Source organism: Dyella ginsengisoli LA-4 (assembly GCF_000334915.1).
GTDB classification, from domain to species: Bacteria; Pseudomonadota; Gammaproteobacteria; order Xanthomonadales; family Rhodanobacteraceae; genus Dyella_A; species Dyella_A ginsengisoli_A.
In genome coordinates this window covers 21,720-41,798 of the sequence record NZ_AMSF01000040.1, presented here as the reverse complement: position 1 = coordinate 41,798, position 20,079 = coordinate 21,720, and the positions used below count along the sequence as shown (strand labels likewise).

Here is a 20,079-nt window from a genome sequence, read left to right as displayed (position 1 = left end):
CGCGCGATCTGGCCTGCTCACTGACGCCATGGCCGATGTTGCAGTCTGGCCACACATCTCGGACAGTGCACGCTGTCCGCTGAGTTCGCTTGATCGGATCGACATCGAGAGCGAGCGCGGACGAGTACCGGAAGCAGACCGCGCAGCGGGCTGGGCGGGTCAGTCGGGGTGCGATAGCCACTAGCCCGCTAGATCCGGCGCAAGGGGGGAGCCATGCGCGAAGACTTGCTCGTCGTCCTGGACGCGATTTCTGGTGAGGCCGCGAAGTGGCCGGGGCTGCTCAGCCTTGCATTGGCGGTGTTTTCACTGCTGGTGATCGCCCGCCTGTCGATACTCGATTTTGGTCACTGCTACCGGCTGGTGCGCGATTTGCGCCGTGGAGGTGCCGGAGCCGGGATGCGTTCGGTGCTGGCGACGCTGCTGCTGTTGGCTTTCACGGACGGGGCGCTGACCAAGCGTGACCGGCGCACACTGGTTCGCCGGACGCGCCTGCGCATGGAGCACGAGTTGTTCGATCCCATGCCGGACTTTCGTTGGCCGCTGCCCGACGATCATCCCGACCGCGGCGTTCCGGAGTTCGCCCCGGAGAGAGGCCGGCGCGGCCGTCGGCTGGCCAGGCGCGCCCATCATGCGCGCCTGCGACAGTGGCGCGCGCAGATGCGCCGGTTTGTCGCCAAGGAGGGTGACTGGACGATCTATCTCGACAACCCGGCGCAGATCAACGCGCGCATGGCGGAAGTCCAGCGCTACTTCGATATCCTGCGCGGCGAAGGTATCGAGGAGGGGTATCGCGACCATTTCCTGTGCGCCATCGAGGTGTCGTCCGGCTTCATCGCGCCGCTGCATCTCTTGACCGGGCTACTGGTGGAGTTCAACGACAAGTGGGGGCCGATCCTGCGTGCGTTCGATCGCGATGCGATGGATTACGAGGGGATCGCGATGGGCGCGGCATCGCTGGACCTGCGCCAGATCCAGATGTTCATCTACAACTGCTGGCTGCTCTGGGGTCCGAGTATTCCGATCTGTGGATGCCGCCAGTGGGATGCCCGCTACCGCGTACTGCAGTACGGCTTCGGCGACGAGAACAACAGTATCGAGGTGGTGGGCGAGGCCGCTGCCATCGCCGCACAACTGCATAAGCTGGCGCATGCCGAGGTCGACTACGACCGAGCCTGTCGAAGCAACGGCGAGAACGATGCACAATCGCGGCCGCTGGAGGCGATGGCCGTTCCCGCCAACGTGCTGGGGCAGCTGCGTCTGTCCGGCAGCCTGCACAGCGAAGACGGTCGTCGCGTGAACGCCTTGCCCAAGGCTGCCCGCGCGAGTTGGGGTGGTGGGCAGGACGAGCGGCCGGTGCTGTTCATCTCGGGCATCGAGTCCGAGGCCTCCATCAAGGGTAGCCTGAAGCGCGAGGAACGCCGTTACGGGCGCATCGCCCTGGACGATGCCGCCATGCCGTCACGCTACTACTCGGCGTACCTGTGGGTCGGTTTCGTGTTGCTCGGTCGTGCCGGCGATGCCTGGCGCCCGCTCAGCGAAATCCTCGGCAAGTCCTCGCAGCGCTGGAAGGATTTCGTGCCGTTCTTCGAGCACGGCAACCTGGCCGATCGCGAGAGTTGCGCCTTCGGCAAGCGGCAGCTCGCCGCCAAGACCGTCGCCGCATTCTCGCGGCTGGTGGAACGTCATCCGCCGGGAGAGTTCCGCCACCGCTTCGCATTTGCCTGTGCCATCGACGAACCGGGCTGCGGCTATCCGCTGGCCCATCCCGAATGGGGCGGCGGGCCGAGCATGCGTGAACTGATCAAGCAGGCGCTGCGGCAGTCCGCGGAGCGCGGCGACCCGAACGGCCGCCGGCTGCTGGAGGAAAATATTCTGCAGTTCGATCATTTCGACGGCCGGCCCGGCCACCACGATTACGCCGCATGCCAACTGCCCACGCTGGTGGCCGCCCACTACGCGACGTTCGGCGACTGACGCGCACGGAGCCAGTCCCGGAGCGAGCCCGGACCGGCCTGCACCAGCGCGCGTTCGGCATCGGCATCCAGCGTCTTCAGGGCGTGGCTCGGATCGAGTAGCGGAATCGGCACACGTTGCCGACAGGCCTGTGCGAGCGCGCCCAACTGGGTCGCGGCGCTGGCATCGTCCGCGAGGGAGGCACCCTTGAGCACGGAGATGCCAAAGAACCCCCGAAGATGGCTGGCGAGCAGGCAGCTGTCGAGCATCGGACCGGATGCACCGATCACCGAATACACCAGTCCGTCGTCCGGGGACTGGTCGCGCGACAGCGCTGGCTGCACGTACGGGAAATCGACCACGCGCGCCTTGCGTGCTGCCCATATGCGAAGTCGGTCGAACTGGTCGATGCCGGAATGCGCGCTCTCGCTGGCGTAGTCGTCCGGATCCATGCGCAAGGGGTCGTTCTGCTCGATGAAGACCAGTGCCGCCGCGTCGATCGATGGAATCCGAAGCAAGTCGGGCACTGCCGCGGTCACCGCCTGCAGCAATTGCGGGAACCATCCCCGGCCTCGCGCCGGCGCGGGCACGAAGATGTAGTTGAGGTTGGCGGTGAGCATGGTCTGTCCTGCGAGGTCGTGGCGCAGGGCGATGAGGTTGGCGCCTCCCACCATCGTGCCGCCGGGAGTATCGCGGGCAATGATGCAGGCTTCCCGGAACGGCCCGTATTCGGCCCGAAGCCGTGCGTGTGCGTCGCCGTGGTTGAGTGCCAGGCAGGTCTGGAAACCGGTCAGCTCCTCGGTCTCGTTGGGCAGCACGAAGGCACGGCGATAGGCTGCGTAGAACGTGCCCAGGGCGGGATCTTCGGGGTGGTCGATGATGTCCAGGTGCATGGGCGTATGGCACGCGTGAATCGTGGCCGAAGGCAGCCTTCAGGCCGGAGTGTACCCGTCGTCCGCCATCACTGGCGGGTGTCGGTTCGGGGTGGCTGGCGGGGGCGGGCGTGCCACGGGGCGGCGGTTCTTCCTCGGAGACCGGGGGCGCCGTCGAGGTGCTCCCGGGAGTCTGGTGGTCGCGTGGCCGCTTGAGTAGGATCGTGCGGCCGTCAGGGGAAATCGGGACGGTATCGTTCTCGCCCGGCGGGCTTTGCATGGAGGCAGCGTGCTCATTGCGCTCTGGAACCATGATTCCCGGTGGGTGGGATGCATCCACACAGGGGGAAATTCATGTTTCGCAAATTGATCGCTTTTGGCGTGATGTCGATGGCTCTGATGATGGGCGGCTGCGCCAGTGTGCCCATGGCCAGTACGTCTGCCGATGCCCAGGCCAAGACGTTTACGCCGTCGCCCGACAACGCAGTCCTCTACATCTACCGCAACGAGACCATGGGGGCAGCCATCAAGATGCCGCTGCTGGTTGACGGCGTGAGCGTGGGCGATACCGCCGCCCACACTTACGTCCGCAAGGAGCTGCCGCCCGGTCAGCACACCATCACGTCGAAGACCGAAAAGGACGCCACGCTTTCCATCGACATGCTTGCGGGCAAGATCTACTACGTGTGGCAGGAAGTGAAGATGGGCATGTTTTCTGCCCGCTCGGCCCTGCATCAGGTGGATGCCCAGCAAGGACAGAAAGGCGTAGACGAGTCCAAGCTGATCAACTGATCGCGCCGGCTGGACGAGGGGAGGGCGGCCTGGCCGCCCTTTCTTTTTGCCGGCATGGCATCCGTAACCGATCGACCGCTTCAACGGATGGCGGGTGCGCCGGACGGGGAGCCCGCATGGCTGCCCTCGGTGCTCGCCGATGCGGTGACGCGGGCATCATCCTCGCCGTGCTGCCTCGATCGCCGCTATGTCGATCTTGCCCATCGTCATCATCGCCTCGAACGCGCGCCTGGCCGCGGCGGGATCGGGGTCGGTGATCGCTTCGGTGAGGGCGCGCGGGGTGATCTGCCATGAAAGGCCCCACCGGTCCCTGCACCAGCCGCAATCGCTCGGCTGGCCGCCATGGCCGATGATGGCGGCCCAGAGACGGTCGGTTTCGGCCTGATCGTCGGTCGCCACCTGGAACGAGAACGCCTCGCTGTGGCGGAACGCCGGGCCGCCGTTGAGCCCCAGGCACGGGATGCCCATCACCGTGAACTCCACCGTCAGCACGTCGCCCTGCCTGCCGGCAGGGTAGTCGCCGGGCGCGCGGTGCACCGCATGCACCGTACTGTCCGGAAACGTTTCGGCGTAGAAGGTCGCCGCTTCCAGCGCGGTGCCGTCGTACCACAGACAGATCGTGTTCTTGGCGGTCATGTCGTATCTCCTGTTCGAGGGGCGATGGGCGTTTCATCCTTTCGACGGATGACATCCTGGCGGATCGACAAGCTGCCGGGGTTGCTTGCAGACACGCGGGACCGACTGGCCCGCGTTCGAGGCCCCCGCCGGGTCCGTGCTCCGCCCGCAGGCCGCCATATCTGGTCCCTGCCTTGCCGTATTCCGGACCGGCCCGCCACCGCGCCTGGCCGCCTACTTGGCACGAGCTCGCGGCGCACAGGCGTCCGGCATCGTGATTCCGGCGCAGGGCGCATGCCGGGACCGTGAGCGGAGCGATTCGACCGACACGACACAGGGAGGGAGCAGCATGGCGGACCATTCGAACAAGCTCAGGGCAGCGGCGGCGCGCGTGCTCAATCGCAAGGTGCTGGTGCTGGCCTTGATCGCAGTGGGCGGATACGAGCTGTACCGGCATCCACCGATCGCGACGGTCGGACCGCAGCAGGTCGGCGTCCGCCTGAATGCCTGGACCGGATCAGTGACCGAGGTGGGCGAGGGCGTGTGCCTGATGATTCCGGGCATCCACAGCCTGCGCACCTTCCCGTTGCAGGACCAGATCTATCGTCCCGAGCGCAGCGCCAAGGCGAACGGTTCGGCACCGTTCCAGTCATCGGAGGGGCTGTCGATCGGGGTCGAACTGGCGATCCGCTACGCGGTGGATCCGGCCACGCTGCCGAAGGTGGCGAAATCCCTGCCGGACCACATCGGCCACGACCTGGTCGAGCCGCTGGTGCAGGGGGTGATCTACAAGGTGTTCACGCGCTACACCGTGCGCGAGATCTTCTCGACCAAGCGTCAGGAGATCCAGGGCGTGATCGAGAGCGAGCTCAAGCCGATGCTGGCGGCCGACGGGATCGTCCTGCGCAACGTGATGATGGGCAATGTCGACCTGCCGCCGGACTACCGCGACGGCATGAACAAGGTGCTGGCCACCGAACTGGAAACCGAGCAGATGCAGTACACGCTGCAGCTGAAGGCCAAGCAGGTGCAGGAGTCCAGGCTGCAGGCGGAGGCCGAGAAGGCGCAGCGGGAGACCGCCGCCGAGGCGGCGGCCGACGAGCAGGTGATTGCCGCCAAGGGCCAGGAAGAGGCGATGAAGCACGTGCTGCCTTTCAAGCGCAAGCAGATCGAGCAGCGCGAGCTGGAAGCCGAAGCGGAGAGCGCCGCGCGTATCCGCGCCGCCAGGGGCGAGGCCGAGGCACGGCGGATCGAGGCGGCCGGCGAAGCCGATTCGCGGCGCAAGCTGGCCGATGCCGATGCCTACCGCCTGGAGCAGATCGGCAAGGTCAACAGCGAGCAGCTCGAGCGCGACGGCGGCCTGATCGACAAGCATCCGCTGCTGATCCAGAAGACCCTGGCCGACAAGCTGTCGGACAAGATCTCGGTGATCATCGCGCCGCCGCCGGCGACCGGTGGGTTCATCGGCCAGGCCCTGATCGATGGCGCGCCGCGCAAGGCCGTGGCTGCCGGCAACGCACCATGAGGGCGCGTCGCTGGATATTGCCGCTCCTGTGCGTGGGTCTGGTCCACGCGCAGTCCGCACCGGCCGGATATCCACTGGCGGTCGTCACCCAGGACAGCGTTGCCTTGCGCGCTCGGGCCAGTGACTCGTCCGCCCGGCATGCGCTGCTGTGGCAGGGCGAGAGTCTGGAGGTGCGGGGGCGTTCGCTGGACTATCTGCAGGTGTACGACCACCGCATCGAGCGCGCGGGCTTCGTGCGTGTCGGCCAGGTGCACCTGCTTCCCACCCACACCGAGGATGCGCCGGCGCTGCTGTCGGTCGTGCGGTTTCTGCGCGACATGCCGGGCAGCGAGGCGCTGGGCATCGCCTACACGGCGGCCTACCTGAAGGCCGCGCCGGGCCATGCGATCGATGCCGAGCCATTCGATGCGCTGGGTGTGATGGCCGCCCGCCTGGCCCGGCGGGCGTCGGCCAATCATGACAAGTCGGCCGAGCAGCGCCTGTCCGGACAACTGGAAGTGGTGGCCGACTATGGGGTGGTGATTCGCAGCATCGATCGCGATGGCCGCATGACCCTGTGCTACGACGGCGAGGCGTTCCGTCGCGTCATGGCCTTGCCGGCCACGGCCATCCAGAAGGCGACTGCTGCGCTGGCGCTGACCGATCCGGGTTGTGTCGATCCGGCGCTCACGCCGGTGCAACGGGATGCCTTCGACACATGGCGCGCCGACCTGCTTGAGCGTGTGCCGAGTGGAGACTTGCCGCGCTACGTACAGAACCGTCTGCACATGCGGATGGCGTCGGTGTGGGCGCAGATTGCCTTCGAGCACTCGCGTCGCCAGCAGCCGGCCAGGCAGGCGGCCGCCCGCGCGCTCGATGAGCTGGCGGCGGTCGATACCCACACGCTGGTCGAGCGCGACCGCGCCGCCTACAACGATGCGGCCATGCGCGTGGGTGCATCGAGATGGGCGGCCGAGGCGGAACTCAAGCCGGGCGCGGGGCTGCACATCGTCACGGCGGCGGGGCGCCCAGGCGAGACCTGCATCAAGCTGGTCGATCGCAAGCACGCCGACAGCTCGCCGCTGCTGCAGCGCTGCACGTACGGGACGGTCTGGGTGAGCTCGGCGCGGGCCAATCCGCAGGGCACCGCGCTGGCGCTGGCGGTGCAGCCGATGCCCAGCTGGCGCGAGCTCTGGTTGTTCCACCGGGTCGGGCAGCAGTGGGTGGTGGATGTGGTTCCGCCTGCGGACGACGATCCTCGCCTGGGCTACATCGAGTTCGCCGGCTGGGTGCCGCACAGCCATCTGATGCTCGCCGCGCGTGAGGCGAGGGTCGACGGTCGCTTCATCCATCGCTTCGAGGTGCTCGACATGGCGACCCTGATGGCCACCCGGCAAGCGGACAAGCCTTCCTCGCTGAGCCTTTTCTATCGCCACGAGGACGCGGTGTGGAAGAGCCAGACGGTGAGCCTGCGGGAATGAGCGGCGCCCCGCGCCAGCGTCGGTGTCGCGGGGCGATCCGCCCTCGGCCCGGGCGAGCCGCATCCCGGACGCGCCGCGAGCAGGCAGAATGAGCCCCTGCACCCACCGGAGGGGACGATGCCGAACCGCTGCCATGCCGCGCTCCTGCTCGCCATGATCGGTTGGTCCGGATCGCCGATGCCGGCCCTCGCCCGCGAGGCTGACGCCGCGGCCGAGCGCGACCTTCCTGCATGGACGGTGCAGCAGCCCCGCCACGACCGCTACCTGGCTGCGCATGGCCTGCGCGCATTCGCCGGCGGCTACAGCGAGGACGGGCTGGAGATGTGGAGTTTCCCGCTGCAGATCGCTTCCGGCTACGCGCTGGAGTTCGTGCGTGGCGATGGCAGCGTGGTTCCCGGTATCGATGTGCTGGTGTCCGTCCGGATCGATCCACTGGGGTTCGAGCGCGACTATCGCGGCAAGGGATTCGATGTGTCCGAGCGGATCGAGACGCGCGGCATGCTGTCTGGGGTGCGGGTGCGCCTGCGCGTGGAAGGGGATCCGACGCTGCGCGTGCGCGCGCGATTCGTGCCGTCGCTCAACCTGATGTGGCCGGCAGGCATCGGTGGGCAGGAATCCGGCTGGGATGCCGGCGCCCACGGGTTGCTGTTCCGGGAGCCGAGCGGACATTTCGCCGCACTGGTGGCGTCGCCCGAGGCCACGGCCCACAGCGAGCCGAACAATGACCGCCGCGGCAGCACGTTCGGCCGGCCGTTGTTCCTGGAGATGGATCCGGCAGACTGTGGCGGCGGGCGTTGCGCGACGCTGGTGTTCGCCGGGCAGAGCGAAACGGGCGAGGCGGTGCATGCCACCGCCCGCGCGCTGCTGGCGGCCCCGGATACGCCAATGGTCTCGGACGTGGCTCGCTTCGAGGACGCGTTGCACATGCGCATCACCACACCGGATGCGGACGCCAACCGCGCCCTGCGTTGGGCTCAGGTCGCGCTGGAACAGGCGTGGACCTGCAACGTCCGGCTGGGTTGCGGCGTGGTGGCCGGATATGGTCCTTCACACGGCGCACGCAGGCCGCAGTACGCCTGGTATTTCGCCGGCGACGGGCTGGTGGCCACGCGTGCGCTGGTGCAGGAGGGCGACTTCGAGCGGGCGTCGGCCGAGCTCGCTTTCATCCTGCGCTACCAGGATCCGGACAACGGCATGCTGTGGCATGAGCTGTCGCAGAGCGCCGGGTTCCTGCATTGGACGCGCGATTACCACTTCATGTACGCGCATGTGGATATCGCGTTCGACTTCCTTCCGGAATTGGCTGGATACGTTCGCGCCAGTGGCGACCAGGCGTTCCTGCGCATGCATTGGCCGCAGGTGATGGCCGTGTGGCGCTACTGCCTCTCGACCCTGGACGCGGACGACGGCCTGCCGCGTGTGCCGGCCGACAAGATGAGCGCGAACGAGCAGGACCGCCTGACCGACGAGCTCACCCTCTCGGCGTCCTGGGGCGAGGCGGCCGAAGCGATGGCGTCGATGGCTCGCTCGATGGGTGACCCGGCGCTGGCTAGTCAGGCCGAAGCAGGCCGCGACCGCGCGCGCACCTCGATTCGCGCACGCTACCGGGACACTGTGCGCCAGCGCTGGATCAGTGGCTTCCGCCGCGACGGCGAGCCAGGCGAATCTTTCAGCGGTGCGGACCTCGCTGCGATCGCCAGCGGCGCGGCCACCCGAACCGAGGCTTCCGCGACGTTCGATCGGCTGGCGTCGCCCGATTACCTGACCGGATGGGGGCTGCGCAGCAAGCCCTCGAGTGCGCCTGACTTCGACCCGCAGGCCTACTCTCGCGGCAGCGTATGGGGTCTCGGCACCGCCGTGGCGGCCGAGCAGATGTGGCGGGCCGGTCGGGCCGCGCAGGCGAATGCATTGTGGCTGCGGCTGGTGCCGTGGGCGGCGCAGGACGCCCCGGGGCACATGCACGAGGTGCAGTCGGGCGAGCGCTTCGTGCCGCAGCGAGAGTCGGTGCCGGAGCAGACCTGGTCGTCCGCGGCCTTCCTCTCCGCTGCCATCCGCGGCATGCTCGGGCTCGAGGTCGATGCGTCCTCGCACCGGCTGGTGTTCGCTCCGCAACCCCCGGCGACGTGGCAGAAGCTTTCCGTGCAGGGCGTGCGCGTGGGCGACAGTCGGGTCGACCTGGCCTGGCGACGGGAAGGTGCAGCGGCCGTGCTCGAGGTGGACAACCATGGCGCACCGGTCGAGCTCGACTGGCGCCAGGCGGGCGCCGGTGGCGCCAGCCCGCCGCCACGCATGGTTCCGTCGGGACGAAGCCGCTGGGAGCTCCCGATCCGCTGAGCAGGGCCGAGCGGTCGGGGCTGAAGCGAGCGGAGCTCGTACGGGAGTGTTCATCCGCGGGACACGCGCGATCGACCACATTGCGGGGTTTGCAACGAGCGGATGGATCATGGTCCAGGGTGCGACGAAGCCGGCGGCGGTCATCCGCCTGCGTGGGGGCGACAAGCGCTGCTGTTGCCTGCCGGCCTTGCTGCTCGCGCTGTTTGGCCTGGGAGCCGGCGTCGCCCAGGCGAAGGGTGGCGAGCTGCGCATCCGCGTGGTCCGCGATCGACTGACGCTCGCCGTGGCCGGGCATCCACAGGTCTATCTGTATGGCCGCATCGACACCGGCGCATCCCGACGCTTCGGGCAACTGGTGCGCGCCGGGCGCATTTCCCCCGGTTCGGACGTCTATCTGAGCTCGAGCGAGGGCGACGTGGCCACCGGCATGGCGTTGGGCCGGATGATCCGCAGCGGCGGCATGGCCACCCATCTTGGCGCCCCGCGCAAGAACTGGCCCGGCGCAGGGCACAGTCGTGCGGCGAGCTGCGTCGATGCCTGCGCCTATGCGTTCTTCGGCGGCCTGTACCGCTGGGCGCCGAGCGGCAAGGACCGGCTCGGAATCGCCCGCCCGCTGTTGGACAGCACGCGATCGCATGCGTACCTGCAGTCCATGCAGATCGATCCTGCCGACCTCCTGGCTGCGATGGGCGCCGCCTCCGTCGCGCCGGGGTGGCTCGACGCGGCGGCGCTGGAGAAGACCGGCGCGGTGAATAACGGTCGTTTGCCGCCAACGGCGACATATGACATCGCCTCGCCGACGCCCTCGATCGATCTTCGCCAGGTGGACCGCAAGGGCGAGCACCGGCTCACCGTCACCTGCCGCCCCGGTCGCACCGAAGTGGCCGCATACGAGAGAGTGGGTGCACGGCGCGCGCGACAGATCGTGGCGCGGGGCGCGCGTTCGTACCTGCAACTGGACGGTCGTACCGTGTTGCCGTCGAACGACGGTGTCAGTGCAGAGGGCGACACGCTGGTGATCCGCCGCGACTATCCGCCGTCGGGGTTGGTCGATCTGCTGTTCGCCGGTTCCATCGGGGCCTGGGTCGACGGCCGCAGCGCCGCATTCCGTGACGGCTTCGCGATTCATCCCTGGGGCGTCTACGCCAAGCTCAAGGTGTTCTACCACGCGTGCTGGAGTGCAGCGCCCTGGTCGCCGCGGGAGAGGAAGTCTTCGTAAGCCGGGGTGGCTGCGCGGTCTCCCGTGTCGTCGATGGCGCGAGGGCGTTTCGGCCGCTGATCCGGGACCGATAGCCGGGCGTGTATAGTCGTCAGGTCGCCGTGTCGCTCCGATACGGTCCCGATGCGCCGAAAGTGCATCACCGGTTGTCCGCACCCACGGCAACCCCCGCGTGCCTGGCGACAGCCGATCGCGCACCCGCCCTCGAGCGTTCCTCTCGGGATCTCCCATCCACTCGCCGAACCGGACGCCAGGATGAAGTCACCCGTCAAACCACTGTCCCTCGCGGACGTCCATTCCGTTTACGCCAGCTCGCCCGTTGCCAAGCCGAAGGCCAGGCGCGACAAGACGGCCGCGGGCCCCGCGACGCTCAGCTACTCGCGCTCGGACCATTTCAAACGCGATCCGGGCCACCCCGGCATGCAGCCGGAGAAGCCCGAACCGGCAGGCAAAGGCTCGGCGTCACGCAAGCGTTGAGCGGCCCGGGCGAGCCCGGCGCGGCCATCGGCGTTGGCGCCGAGGGCGGGTCAACATCGGCGAGCGTGCTGACGCCGCTCGCCTGCTAGGGCGTTCAGCCCAGCGCGCGTACCCGGAAGTTGCGTCCCTTGATGCGGCCGTTGCGCAGGCGCTCCAGCGCCTGGTTTGCCAGGGCGCGGGTGATGGCCACATAGGCGCGGGTGGCGAACACATCGATCTTGCCGATGTCGGCGGCGGTCAGGCCGGCGTGGCCGGTCAGCGCACCGAGGATGTCGCCGGGGCGCAGTTTGTCCTGGCGGCCCGCGTCGATCACCAGGGTCTTCATGGGTGCAAGGTGCAGGGTCTTGCCTCGCGGCGGAGCCAGCTTGAGCGACCGCCAGGGCAGCGGCCCGCCCAGCGTTTGCTCGATGTTCTCCGCCTTCGGGCGTTCGCGCGGCGTGCATAGCGTCATGGCCAGACCGCTCTGTCCGGCGCGTCCGGTGCGACCGATGCGGTGGGTATGCGTGTCCGGGTCGTGGGCGATGTCGTAGCTGACCACCAGCGGCAGGGCGGCGATGTCCAGCCCGCGCGCGGCAACGTCGGTGGCCACCAGCACGCCGCAGCTGCGGTTGGCGAAGCGAACGAGCACTTCGTCGCGGTCGCGCTGTTCCATGTCGCCATGCAGGGCGAGGGCGGAAAAGCCGCGGCGGTCCAGCTCCTGCGCCACTGCGTCGACGTCCTTGCGCATGTTGCAGAACACCAGCGCGTGCTGGCCGCGGTCGGCGGCCAGCAGCTGGGCCAGCGCGTCGATCTTGTGCGCCGGCTCCACCTCGATGAACTGCTGCTCGATGGTGGGCACGGCTTCGACCGGCGTTTCCACGGTGACCTCTACCGGTTCGGTCTGCAGCCGTCGGCTGGCGGCGCGGATCGACTCGGGGTAGGTGGCGGAGAACAGCAGGGTCTGATGATGCCTGGCGATGCGCCCGACGATATCGTCGATGGCGTCGCCGAAGCCCATGTCGAGCATGCGGTCGGCCTCGTCCAGCACCAGCACCTTGATACCACCGCCGTGCAGGCTGCCGCGCTTGAGGTGTTCCTGCACGCGACCCGGCGTGCCGACGACGATGTGCGGGTCGTGGGTGAGCGAGGCCAGTTGGGGCCCGAGCGGCATGCCACCGCACAGGGTCAGCAGCTTCACGTTGGGCATGGCCGCGGCGAGCCGGCGGATCGCCTTGCTGACCTGGTCGGCCAGTTCGCGGGTGGGGCACAGCACCAGCGCCTGCAGCCGGATGGTGTCGGTGTCCAGCGCCTGCAGCAGGCCGAGACCGAACGCGGCGGTCTTGCCGCTGCCGGTGCGTGCCTGGGCGATCACGTCGCGGCCGGCCAGGATCGGCGGCAGGCTCTGCGCCTGCACCGGGGTCATCGCGGCATAGCCGTGCGTGTCCAGGCTGGCGAGCAGGGCGGGCTTGAGCGGGAGCGTGCTGAAGTCGGTCATGGGCCACCTAGGGAGTCGGGGTGCCGGGCGCTGTGGCCGGGCGATGAACAAAAAAAAGCCCGGCGCGAGGCCGGGCCTTTCTTCTCGGACGGCGGATGCCGTTAGAGCGGCTGCACCTGGTCGGCCTGCAGGCCCTTCGGGCCCTGGGTCACGACGAACTGCACCTTCTGACCTTCCTGCAGGCTCTTGAAGCCCGAGGACACGATCGAGCGGAAGTGCACGAACACGTCATCGCCGCTCTCGCGGCTGATGAAGCCAAAGCCCTTGGCGTCGTTGAACCACTTGACGGTACCGGTTTCAGACTGGGACATCGTTGTATCTCCTTGGAACGGATGAAAGCCGCATGGCGCGGCGAGGAGCTGGTCACAAGGAGGAAACGGGTACAACGGTGTAGGTGTAACTGCTCACTACAGCATCGGGCCACAGTTCGCGTGACCCTTGAAACTCAGCCAGTGCACAGTAGTCGTTGCCGGGCCGCTTGGCAAATGTTTTGTGAACACGGCGTTCAACCTTCCCGATGTACCCGCCGGAAAAGGCGTCCCGGCCCGGGCCGGGTTCCCGCGTGACCGGCCGGCTTTCCGGTGCGAGCCCCCAGCGGGGCAGACTCCACCGGTGATGGCGCCGGATTCTAGGGGGTGCTTATCTCCGGGGGGCTTCAGTGCGATGCTGGCGCGTGCCGGCTGCTGCGCGCTGGCATCCGCAGGCGGGGTGGCACCGTAGGCGAGTCGGGAAGCGTCGAGGGGCGGCGCTTCGACTGTCGCCGGATCGGATGATCCGGCTCGGGGAATCAGGGAGGTCGGTCATGGACGTGTTCGGCAGGTGGACCTGGGTGATCGGAACGGCGCTGGTCGCCGGAATCACGGGGAGCGCGGCCCGCGCGGCCGAGGCCGATGCAAGACTGCGTGCCGCGGCCCGCACCGAGCAGCCGGCGGTCATCGCCACGCTGCACGATCTGGTCTCGATCGAATCAGGCTCGGCCGACCGCGCCGGGCTGGACCGGATCGCCGGCTATCTGGCGCAGCGATTGCACCGGCTTGGCGCGCAGGTGGACCGCATGCCGACCACCCCCGGCGGTGCGGACATGGTGCGCGGCGTGTTCCGGGGCAAGGGGCGGCTCAAGGCTTTGCTGATCGCGCACATGGACACCGTGTACGACCGCGGCATCCTTGCCAGCGAGCCGTACCACCGCGACGGCGACGTCCTGTACGGTCCCGGCATCGCCGACGACAAGGGCGGCGTGGCGGTGATCCTGCATGCGCTGGCGCTGCTGCGCGCGCGCGGCTGGAACGATTTCGACCGCATCACCGTGCTGTTCAATCCCGACGAGGAAGTCGGTTCGACCGGCTCGGGCGAAACCATCGCCAGGCTCGGAGCGGAGAGCGACGTGGTGCTGTCGTACGAACCATCGCCGTCCAGGGCGGTGGCGGGGGACGAAGGCGTGTTGCTCAGTGCGGCGGGCACCGCCGAGGTGACGATGTCCGTCCACGGCCGTGCGGCGCATGCCGGGGCGGCACCGGAGCAGGGGCGCAATGCGCTGCTCGAGCTGGCCTATCAGCTTGTGCAGACCCGCGACGTCGCGGCGGGCGTGAAAGGTGCCCAGCTGAACTGGACCACCGCCAGTGCGGGTGCCGCGCGCAACCAGATACCGCAGACCGCGGAGGCCGGAGGCGATGTGCGGACGACCGAGCCGGATGCTGCCGACCAGTTGCGGGCGGCGCTGCAGGCCAGGGTTCGTGCCGGCCACCTGGTGCCCGACACTGCCACCACCGTCACCCTGCAACAGCTGCGTCCGATGTACGTGGCCGGTCCGAGGGGGCGTGCGCTGGCGGACATGGCGCGCGGCATCTACGCCGAACTCGACGGGCGTCGACTGCTGATGCATCCGGCCACCAATGGCGGTACCGACGCGGGATTCGCCGGCCGGTCCGGCCATGCGGCCGTGCTGGAGGGGCTGGGACTGGCCGGGTGGGGCTACCATGCGAAGCGGGAGTACATCGAGATCGACTCGATTCCCCCGCGGCTGTACCTCACTGCGCGGATGCTCATCGAACTGGGGCGGCGCGCAGACTCGCCGGCGTCATGAGCGGGGCGTCGCCCGCCCGCCCGCGTGACCACGTGCCTCCGTTGCTGCGCGGGCTGGGCTTCCTGTTGATCCTGGTAGCCAGCGCGGTGGCCGGCACGATGGAGCATCGTTCCAACCTCGACACGCGCGCGCGCTTGGCCCGGTTGCGGGCGCATGCCGATGCGGTGGCGCAGGCGGCTGCCGAGAACGGTCCGGACGAATCGGTGGCGCTGGAGCTTCGCCTGCTGCGCCTGCAGTTGCGGGAGCATGATTTCTCCGACCGTGTATTGGCGAACCCCGCGTTCCAGGTGCTTGGCTCGATCGGCAGTCTGCTGGTGGCGCTGTCGTTCCTGGTCGAGGCACGAGCCAAATGGCCGCGTCGGCCGCGCGCGCAGGAGTGATGGCGGCAGGTACGTGCCGGATGGATTGCCGGTGCCGGGAGAATCCTCGCGGGCCGGCGACAACGATCCGCGCGCTCAAGTCGACGGCGTGCCGTCTGCCGTAGCCTTGTGCTCGACCCACACGCGGGTGCAGTTGCGTCCCGCCCGCTTGGCTTCGTACATGGCCTTGTCCGCGTGGGCGATGGCCTGCTCCACGACCAGGCCCGGCTCCATCCGGGCGATGCCGAACGACATGGTGGCGTGGATCGAGGCGTGCCCATCCAGGGGGATCGGTAGTGCGGCCACGCTTTCGCGCAGGCGCTCGGCCAGTGCATGGCCGGTGGCCAGGTCGGTGTCCGGCAGGCTCAGCAGGAACTCCTCGCCGCCATAGCGGAACAGCTTGTCGTAGGGGCGCAGCTGCTTCATCAGTTGCCGGGCGGAGGCGGCCAGCACGCGGTCGCCGGCCGGATGTCCCCAGGTATCGTTGACGCGCTTGAAGTGGTCGATGTCGATCATCACCACGCAGCACGACTGCACCGCCCGGTCCACCCGCGCCTGCTGCTCGCGCAGAACGCCGAGCATGCCGATCCGGTTGCCGGCGCCAGTGAGCTCGTCGAGGCTGTACAGCGCGTTCTCCAGGTCGCGTCGCAGCGTGAAGATCTCCAGCCGCAGGTTCTCCAGCTCGCGGGCGAACGCATCGAAGTCGGTGACCGACACGGATTGCCCGTTGCCGAGCGAGCCCAGCAGCTTCGCCGCCAGCCTGTGCATGCGCTCGTGCTGTTCCTCGATCGCCGCGAATCCGGGATGCCGATGCAGCACGGCCGGCGCATCCTCGTAGTACCAGCGTCCGAACGGGCAACGGTGATGCGCGTCCGGAGCGACGTCGTCGGGCTCCCCCGGCAGGTCGCACACAAGGGTACGGATGACGGCGTCATACCACTGGTTGTGACGCTGCAGGGCCAGGTCGAGCTGCTGCAGGGCGGACTGGATGGAGGCGCGCTCGGCGTTGATGGTTCGTCTCCGCAACTATGACCGCCCCGCAGGCCGGCGGTATCCGGAGGATGTTATCGGCACCTTCCTGGCGGAGCTGAAGCCCCGGTCGTTGGGCGTCCTCCCGTTGCGGCGCATCCGGCGCCGGAGCCGGTCATCCTCCAGGCAGGCTCACCACCGGCGCGAAGCCTCCGAAGATCATGCGCTTGCCGTCGAACGGCATGTCGCCGCCGGCGGTCACCCGGGGATCGTTCATGAACTTCGCCATGCCGGAGTCACGCGTCGCCTTGTCGGGCCACTCGATCCAGGAGAACACCACGGCCTCGTCGTCCCTGGCCTGCACTGCGCGATGGAAGTCGGTGAGCTTGCCGTGCGGAACATCGTCGGCCCAGCATTCCATGACGCGCACGGCGCCGTACTCCAGGATGATCGCGTCGAACGTCCCCGCGTGCTGGATGAACGCATCGCGCTGGGCGACCGGAACGGCAATCAGGAATCCATCGATGTAGGACATGGTGCTCTCCTCGGTAGCGCGGTGACTGGGGGCCTGCCCGGGCACGACGGGCGGGCGACCCCGGATTCGACACCAGCGCCGGTGAAGCCGCGGTTATTCGGCGCGCACCCGGTAGGCCTCGGTCAGCGAGATGAGCCCGCGCCGGGCCATGGCCAGCGCGGCCTGGGTGATCGGCACCATGCCCTCGGCCAGTGCCGTTTCGTGGATGCGGTCGGCCTCGGCGCCGGGCACGATCAGCCGCCGGATCGCCGGCGAGATCCGCAGCAGCTCGTACACCGCGGCACGCCGGAACACCCCCGAGCCGTTGCAGCGGTGGCAGCCGCGACCGATGAAAAAGGCCTCGTCCGGTGCCGCTCCGAGCAGTGCCCGGACATGCTCGGGCGGCTGCTCCGGTTCGCGGCAGTGTTCGCAGGTCAGGCGCACCAGTCGCTGCGCCATCACGGCCAGCAGCGATGCGCGCACCAGGAACGGTTCCATGCCGAGATCGAGCAGCCGGGTAATGGTGGTGGCCGCGGTATTGGTATGCAGCGTGCTCAGCACCAGGTGGCCGGTGAGCGCGCTCTCGATCGCGATGTCCGCGGTCTCGCGGTCGCGGATTTCGCCGACCATGATCGTGTCCGGGTCGTGCCGGAGGAAGTTGCGCAGCGCGCTGGCAAAGGTGAAGCCCGCCGGGCGGTTCACCTGCATCTGCTGGATGCCGGCGATGTGGAATTCCACCGGCTCCTCGATGGTGAGGATGTTGATGCGCTGCCGGCGCATCTCCAGCAGCATCGCGTAGAGCGTGGTGGACTTGCCGCAGCCGGTCGGTCCGGTGGTGAGAAACACGCCGTGGCTGGAGTTCATCAGGTCGTCCAGCGCCAGTCGATCGTCCGGACTCAGGCCGATCTCGTCGAGCGTCTTGAGGCTCTCGGCGACATCGAGCAGGCGCACCACCACGCTCTCGCCGAACACCGTAGGCAGCACCGACACGCGCAGGTCCACCTGCTTGCCCTGTTCGGTGGTGAAGGTGGCGCGGCCGTCCTGCGGCATGCGGTGCTCGGCCAGGTTCATCGAGGCGATCACCTTGATGCGGCTGACCAGCGCCGGCGCCAGCGAGCGCAGGAAGTGCCGGATCGGCACCATGTCGTCGTCGATGCGGTAGAGCAGTTCCACCGAGTGCTCGCCTGGACGGAAATGAATGTCCGAGGCGCGGCGGGCGACCGCCTCGGCGATCACCGACTGGATGATCTTCACCACCGGCATCTCGCCGGCCAGGCGCTTCCATTCGTCTGCGCCATGCTCGGCACCGTTGTGGTCCAGGCCCAGGCGGCGGGCCAGTTCGGCATCTTCGATGAGGTCGTAGTGCTGGCCGATGGCCTCACGCATGGCCCGCTCGTGGGCGACCAGCAGCACCGCCCGCTCGCGCGAGACGAAGTCCACCGCGGTCAGCAGCGAGGGTTCGGTGCTGGCGTCCACCGCCACGGCCACGCAACCGCGTGCGCTCAGCAGGGGCAGCGCGTGCAGCTTGCGCGCGCTGGCCGCAGGCAGCAGGGCCAGGGCTGCCGGGTCGGCCTGCACTGCGGTCAGATCGATCAGCGGCAGGCCGAACGCTTCCGCCCGGGCCCAGGCGGCGCCACCGTCGTCGCCGGCCAGCCCGGTCCAGGCTTCCTGCGTCATGCGCAGCTCCTGCAGGGCCCGATTCGGTTCGCCGGTGGCATAGGCGAGGAGATAGGCCACCAGTTGTTCCGGCTGGCGGATGACCGGCACGAGGCCGTGGTTCTTGTCGCTGATCATCTGGACCCCTGTCGCGTTCCTGCCCAGTGATAGCACGCCGCCTCACATGCAACGTGACCGTCGTCAATCCGGAGCGGAGTCGCCACCCGCGGATGCCGTGCTCATGCCTCGCTCCCGCCCATCGCCTCGGCCGCCAGGTCGATGAAGGCGCGCACCTTGTGGTTGAGGAAGCGGCGGCTGGCGAACACCGCGTGCACCGGCACCTCCGGCAGCGACCGGTCCGCCAGCACCGCGCGCAGCTGCCGGCGGTGTCGCGGGTAACGGTGGATCCAGTTGCCAGCTCCGATCAACCCCGACTCCGGGCCGCAGGTGCGCCGCAGCATCCCGGTGCGCTCGCCCTGCGCCTGCTGCACGGAGCCCCGGGCGTCCCCCAACGTATCGAGGATGTCGCAGGCCTTTTCGTAGAGCGCCCGGCCGGCCTTGGTCAGTGACAACGAGGCGGTGCCGGCGCTGGTGGTCGACGTGCGCTGCCGGGCACGCGGGGCGGCCCGTCGCCTCGACGGCAGCGAGTTGCATGCCTGCGTCACGGGAAAGATCGCCCGGATGATGGAAGATCTCCCCGTCACCGTCCGCGAGACCCTGCTGGACGCCGTGGGGCCGGTGCTGCGGCTCAGCGGCCGGCGGGTCTGGGCCGGGCGCGGACTTCAGGGAACGATGCCGCCCGGCATCGGTCGAAGGCGGCTCGAGGAGGACGGAAGGATGGAACGTCGAAACAAGATCCGATGGAGCCTGCTGCTGGCCGGCGTGCTGCTGGTGGGCGGCGGCGCGGTGTTCGGCGGCCACTGGCTGGCCGGCGACCTGGCCGGGGCGGAGTCGTTCCGCTCGATCCCGCCCGGGCCCGACGGGATCGCCTGGGTCGCCTGTCGCGGCACCCTCGCGGCGCAGGCGCCGGGCACGGCGAGCGACGATCCGCAGGCGATCTGCCAGCGGGTGGCCCGGCAGGTCTGCCACGGACCGGCCACCTACCTCGATCTCGGCGACGGCCTGCCGCAGGCCAACCGTTTCCGCGAGCGCTTCCGCTGCAGCGATTCCGCACGCTGAGCTTCGCGCGCCGGCGGGCGAGGGCCATGACCTGTGGCCCTTTTCGTGACCTTTGGCGCATCGGGTACGGGCCGGGGTGCGGTTAGCCTGCGCCGGGTCGTCCGTCCTCGCGCGGACGGACGGCATCACGGGCACATCGCCAAACCCCTGGCGGCCCGTGCGCATCCATCCCCCCGATGCCACAAGGAAACAGGTCTCCCATGAACAAGACTTCCGTCCGTCGTCCGCGCCTCCCTCGCGGCGCGCGCCTCGTCGTGGTCGCTGCCCTCGGTCTCGTCGCTTCCACTGCCGCTTTCGGGCAATCCACCACCGGCTCGGTGTTCGGTCATGCACCGGCGGGCGACGTGGTGGCCGCACACAGCACCACCAATGGCAATCAGCGCAAGGTGCATGTCGAAGCCGATGGCCGCTATGCGCTGCGCTCGCTCCCGGCCGGCGTCTACAACGTGACGCTGGAAGAGAACGGCAAGGCCGTACTGACCCACCTGAAGGTTCCGGTCGTGGTCGGCCGCGGCAGCAAGGTCGACTTCGACTGCACGCAGGGCCACTGCGCGAAGGCAGCCGACCGCTCCTGATCCGCCCGGCACCAGGCGCCGGA

General features: G+C 68.7%; 19 protein-coding genes. 11 read left to right on the top strand and 8 right to left on the bottom strand.

The window, feature by feature from the left end; genetic code table 11:
* The first annotated feature begins 213 nt into the window (after positions 1-213).
* Positions 214-1,974, top strand: a complete 1,761-nt coding sequence (locus tag C693_RS0111575) for a hypothetical protein (protein WP_017462440.1) — start codon at positions 214-216, stop codon at positions 1,972-1,974.
* On the opposite strand, the gene C693_RS21650 is transcribed toward C693_RS0111575, so the two are convergent.
* Positions 1,953-2,846 carry a hypothetical protein gene (locus tag C693_RS21650; protein ID WP_017462439.1) on the bottom strand — a complete coding sequence of 298 codons (894 nt, stop codon included), beginning with the start codon at positions 2,844-2,846 and terminating at the stop codon, positions 1,953-1,955. The two genes, C693_RS0111575 and C693_RS21650, sit on opposite strands and share 22 nt — an antisense overlap.
* Positions 2,847-3,179: 333 nt before the next feature.
* Between C693_RS21650 and C693_RS0111565 the strand changes: the two genes are divergently transcribed.
* A complete protein-coding gene (locus tag C693_RS0111565) occupies positions 3,180-3,617 on the top strand; it encodes a DUF2846 domain-containing protein (protein WP_017462438.1) in 438 nt (145 codons plus the stop codon).
* A gap of 156 nt (positions 3,618-3,773) precedes the next feature.
* Here the strand turns inward: C693_RS0111565 and C693_RS0111560 are convergent, their stop codons facing one another.
* The gene (locus C693_RS0111560; RefSeq protein WP_017462437.1) at positions 3,774-4,253 is read right to left on the bottom strand and encodes a VOC family protein; all 480 of its coding nucleotides are present in this window, start codon (positions 4,251-4,253) and stop codon (positions 3,774-3,776) included.
* A gap of 328 nt (positions 4,254-4,581) precedes the next feature.
* On the opposite strand from C693_RS0111560, the gene C693_RS0111555 reads away from it, so the two are divergent.
* The 5 genes from C693_RS0111555 to C693_RS0111535 all read left to right on the top strand — a co-directional run bounded on the left by C693_RS0111555 (position 4,582) and on the right by C693_RS0111535 (position 11,247).
* Positions 4,582-5,757 (top strand): prohibitin family protein, encoded by a 1,176-nt coding sequence (locus tag C693_RS0111555; RefSeq protein ID WP_017462436.1) that lies wholly within the window; start codon positions 4,582-4,584, stop codon positions 5,755-5,757.
* Entirely contained in the window at positions 5,754-7,217 is a 1,464-nt protein-coding gene (locus C693_RS0111550) for a hypothetical protein (protein WP_198506866.1), read from the top strand. Before C693_RS0111555 ends, C693_RS0111550 begins: the two co-directional genes overlap by 4 nt.
* Positions 7,218-7,334: 117 nt before the next feature.
* A complete protein-coding gene (locus C693_RS0111545; protein ID WP_026107364.1) occupies positions 7,335-9,551 on the top strand; it encodes an MGH1-like glycoside hydrolase domain-containing protein in 2,217 nt (738 codons plus the stop codon).
* Between the two features lie 109 nt (positions 9,552-9,660).
* A complete protein-coding gene (locus C693_RS21645) occupies positions 9,661-10,770 on the top strand; it encodes a hypothetical protein (RefSeq protein ID WP_017462434.1) in 1,110 nt (369 codons plus the stop codon).
* A 255-nt stretch (positions 10,771-11,025) separates the two neighbouring features.
* Positions 11,026-11,247: a hypothetical protein gene (locus C693_RS0111535; RefSeq protein WP_017462433.1), complete on the top strand. Its 222-nt coding sequence runs from the start codon at positions 11,026-11,028 to the stop codon at positions 11,245-11,247.
* Positions 11,248-11,341: 94 nt separating this feature from the next.
* Here the strand turns inward: C693_RS0111535 and dbpA are convergent, their stop codons facing one another.
* Both dbpA and C693_RS0111525 read right to left on the bottom strand, forming a co-directional pair.
* On the bottom strand, positions 11,342-12,721 hold the full coding sequence (gene dbpA, locus C693_RS0111530; RefSeq protein ID WP_017462432.1) for an ATP-dependent RNA helicase DbpA: 1,380 nt from the start codon (positions 12,719-12,721) through the stop codon (positions 11,342-11,344).
* Positions 12,722-12,822: 101 nt separating this feature from the next.
* Positions 12,823-13,032, bottom strand: a complete 210-nt coding sequence (locus tag C693_RS0111525; protein WP_017462431.1) for a cold-shock protein — start codon at positions 13,030-13,032, stop codon at positions 12,823-12,825.
* 491 nt (positions 13,033-13,523) lie between these two features.
* On the opposite strand from C693_RS0111525, the gene C693_RS0111520 reads away from it, so the two are divergent.
* Positions 13,524-14,804: a glutamate carboxypeptidase gene (locus C693_RS0111520; protein ID WP_017462430.1), complete on the top strand. Its 1,281-nt coding sequence runs from the start codon at positions 13,524-13,526 to the stop codon at positions 14,802-14,804.
* Positions 14,805-14,836: 32 nt separating this feature from the next.
* Positions 14,837-15,184, top strand: a complete 348-nt coding sequence (locus tag C693_RS0111515) for a hypothetical protein (protein ID WP_157798609.1) — start codon at positions 14,837-14,839, stop codon at positions 15,182-15,184.
* 75 nt (positions 15,185-15,259) lie between these two features.
* Here C693_RS0111515 and C693_RS23040 read toward each other — a convergent pair whose 3' ends face one another.
* The 4 genes from C693_RS23040 to C693_RS0111495 form a co-directional block, all read right to left on the bottom strand.
* Positions 15,260-16,189, bottom strand: coding sequence for a diguanylate cyclase (locus C693_RS23040; RefSeq protein ID WP_017462428.1), 930 nt, complete (start codon positions 16,187-16,189; stop codon positions 15,260-15,262).
* A gap of 118 nt (positions 16,190-16,307) precedes the next feature.
* Positions 16,308-16,667, bottom strand: coding sequence for a DUF1428 domain-containing protein (locus C693_RS0111505; protein WP_017462427.1), 360 nt, complete (start codon positions 16,665-16,667; stop codon positions 16,308-16,310).
* A 93-nt stretch (positions 16,668-16,760) separates the two neighbouring features.
* On the bottom strand, positions 16,761-18,440 hold the full coding sequence (locus C693_RS21635; RefSeq protein WP_017462426.1) for a GspE/PulE family protein: 1,680 nt from the start codon (positions 18,438-18,440) through the stop codon (positions 16,761-16,763).
* A gap of 101 nt (positions 18,441-18,541) precedes the next feature.
* Positions 18,542-18,967, bottom strand: a complete 426-nt coding sequence (locus C693_RS0111495; protein ID WP_198506865.1) for a hypothetical protein — start codon at positions 18,965-18,967, stop codon at positions 18,542-18,544.
* 16 nt (positions 18,968-18,983) lie between these two features.
* On the opposite strand from C693_RS0111495, the gene C693_RS0111490 reads away from it, so the two are divergent.
* Positions 18,984-19,481: a hypothetical protein gene (locus tag C693_RS0111490; protein WP_083868288.1), complete on the top strand. Its 498-nt coding sequence runs from the start codon at positions 18,984-18,986 to the stop codon at positions 19,479-19,481.
* Between the two features lie 200 nt (positions 19,482-19,681).
* Positions 19,682-20,056: a carboxypeptidase-like regulatory domain-containing protein gene (locus tag C693_RS0111485; protein WP_017462423.1), complete on the top strand. Its 375-nt coding sequence runs from the start codon at positions 19,682-19,684 to the stop codon at positions 20,054-20,056.
* Positions 20,057-20,079 lie beyond the last annotated feature (23 nt).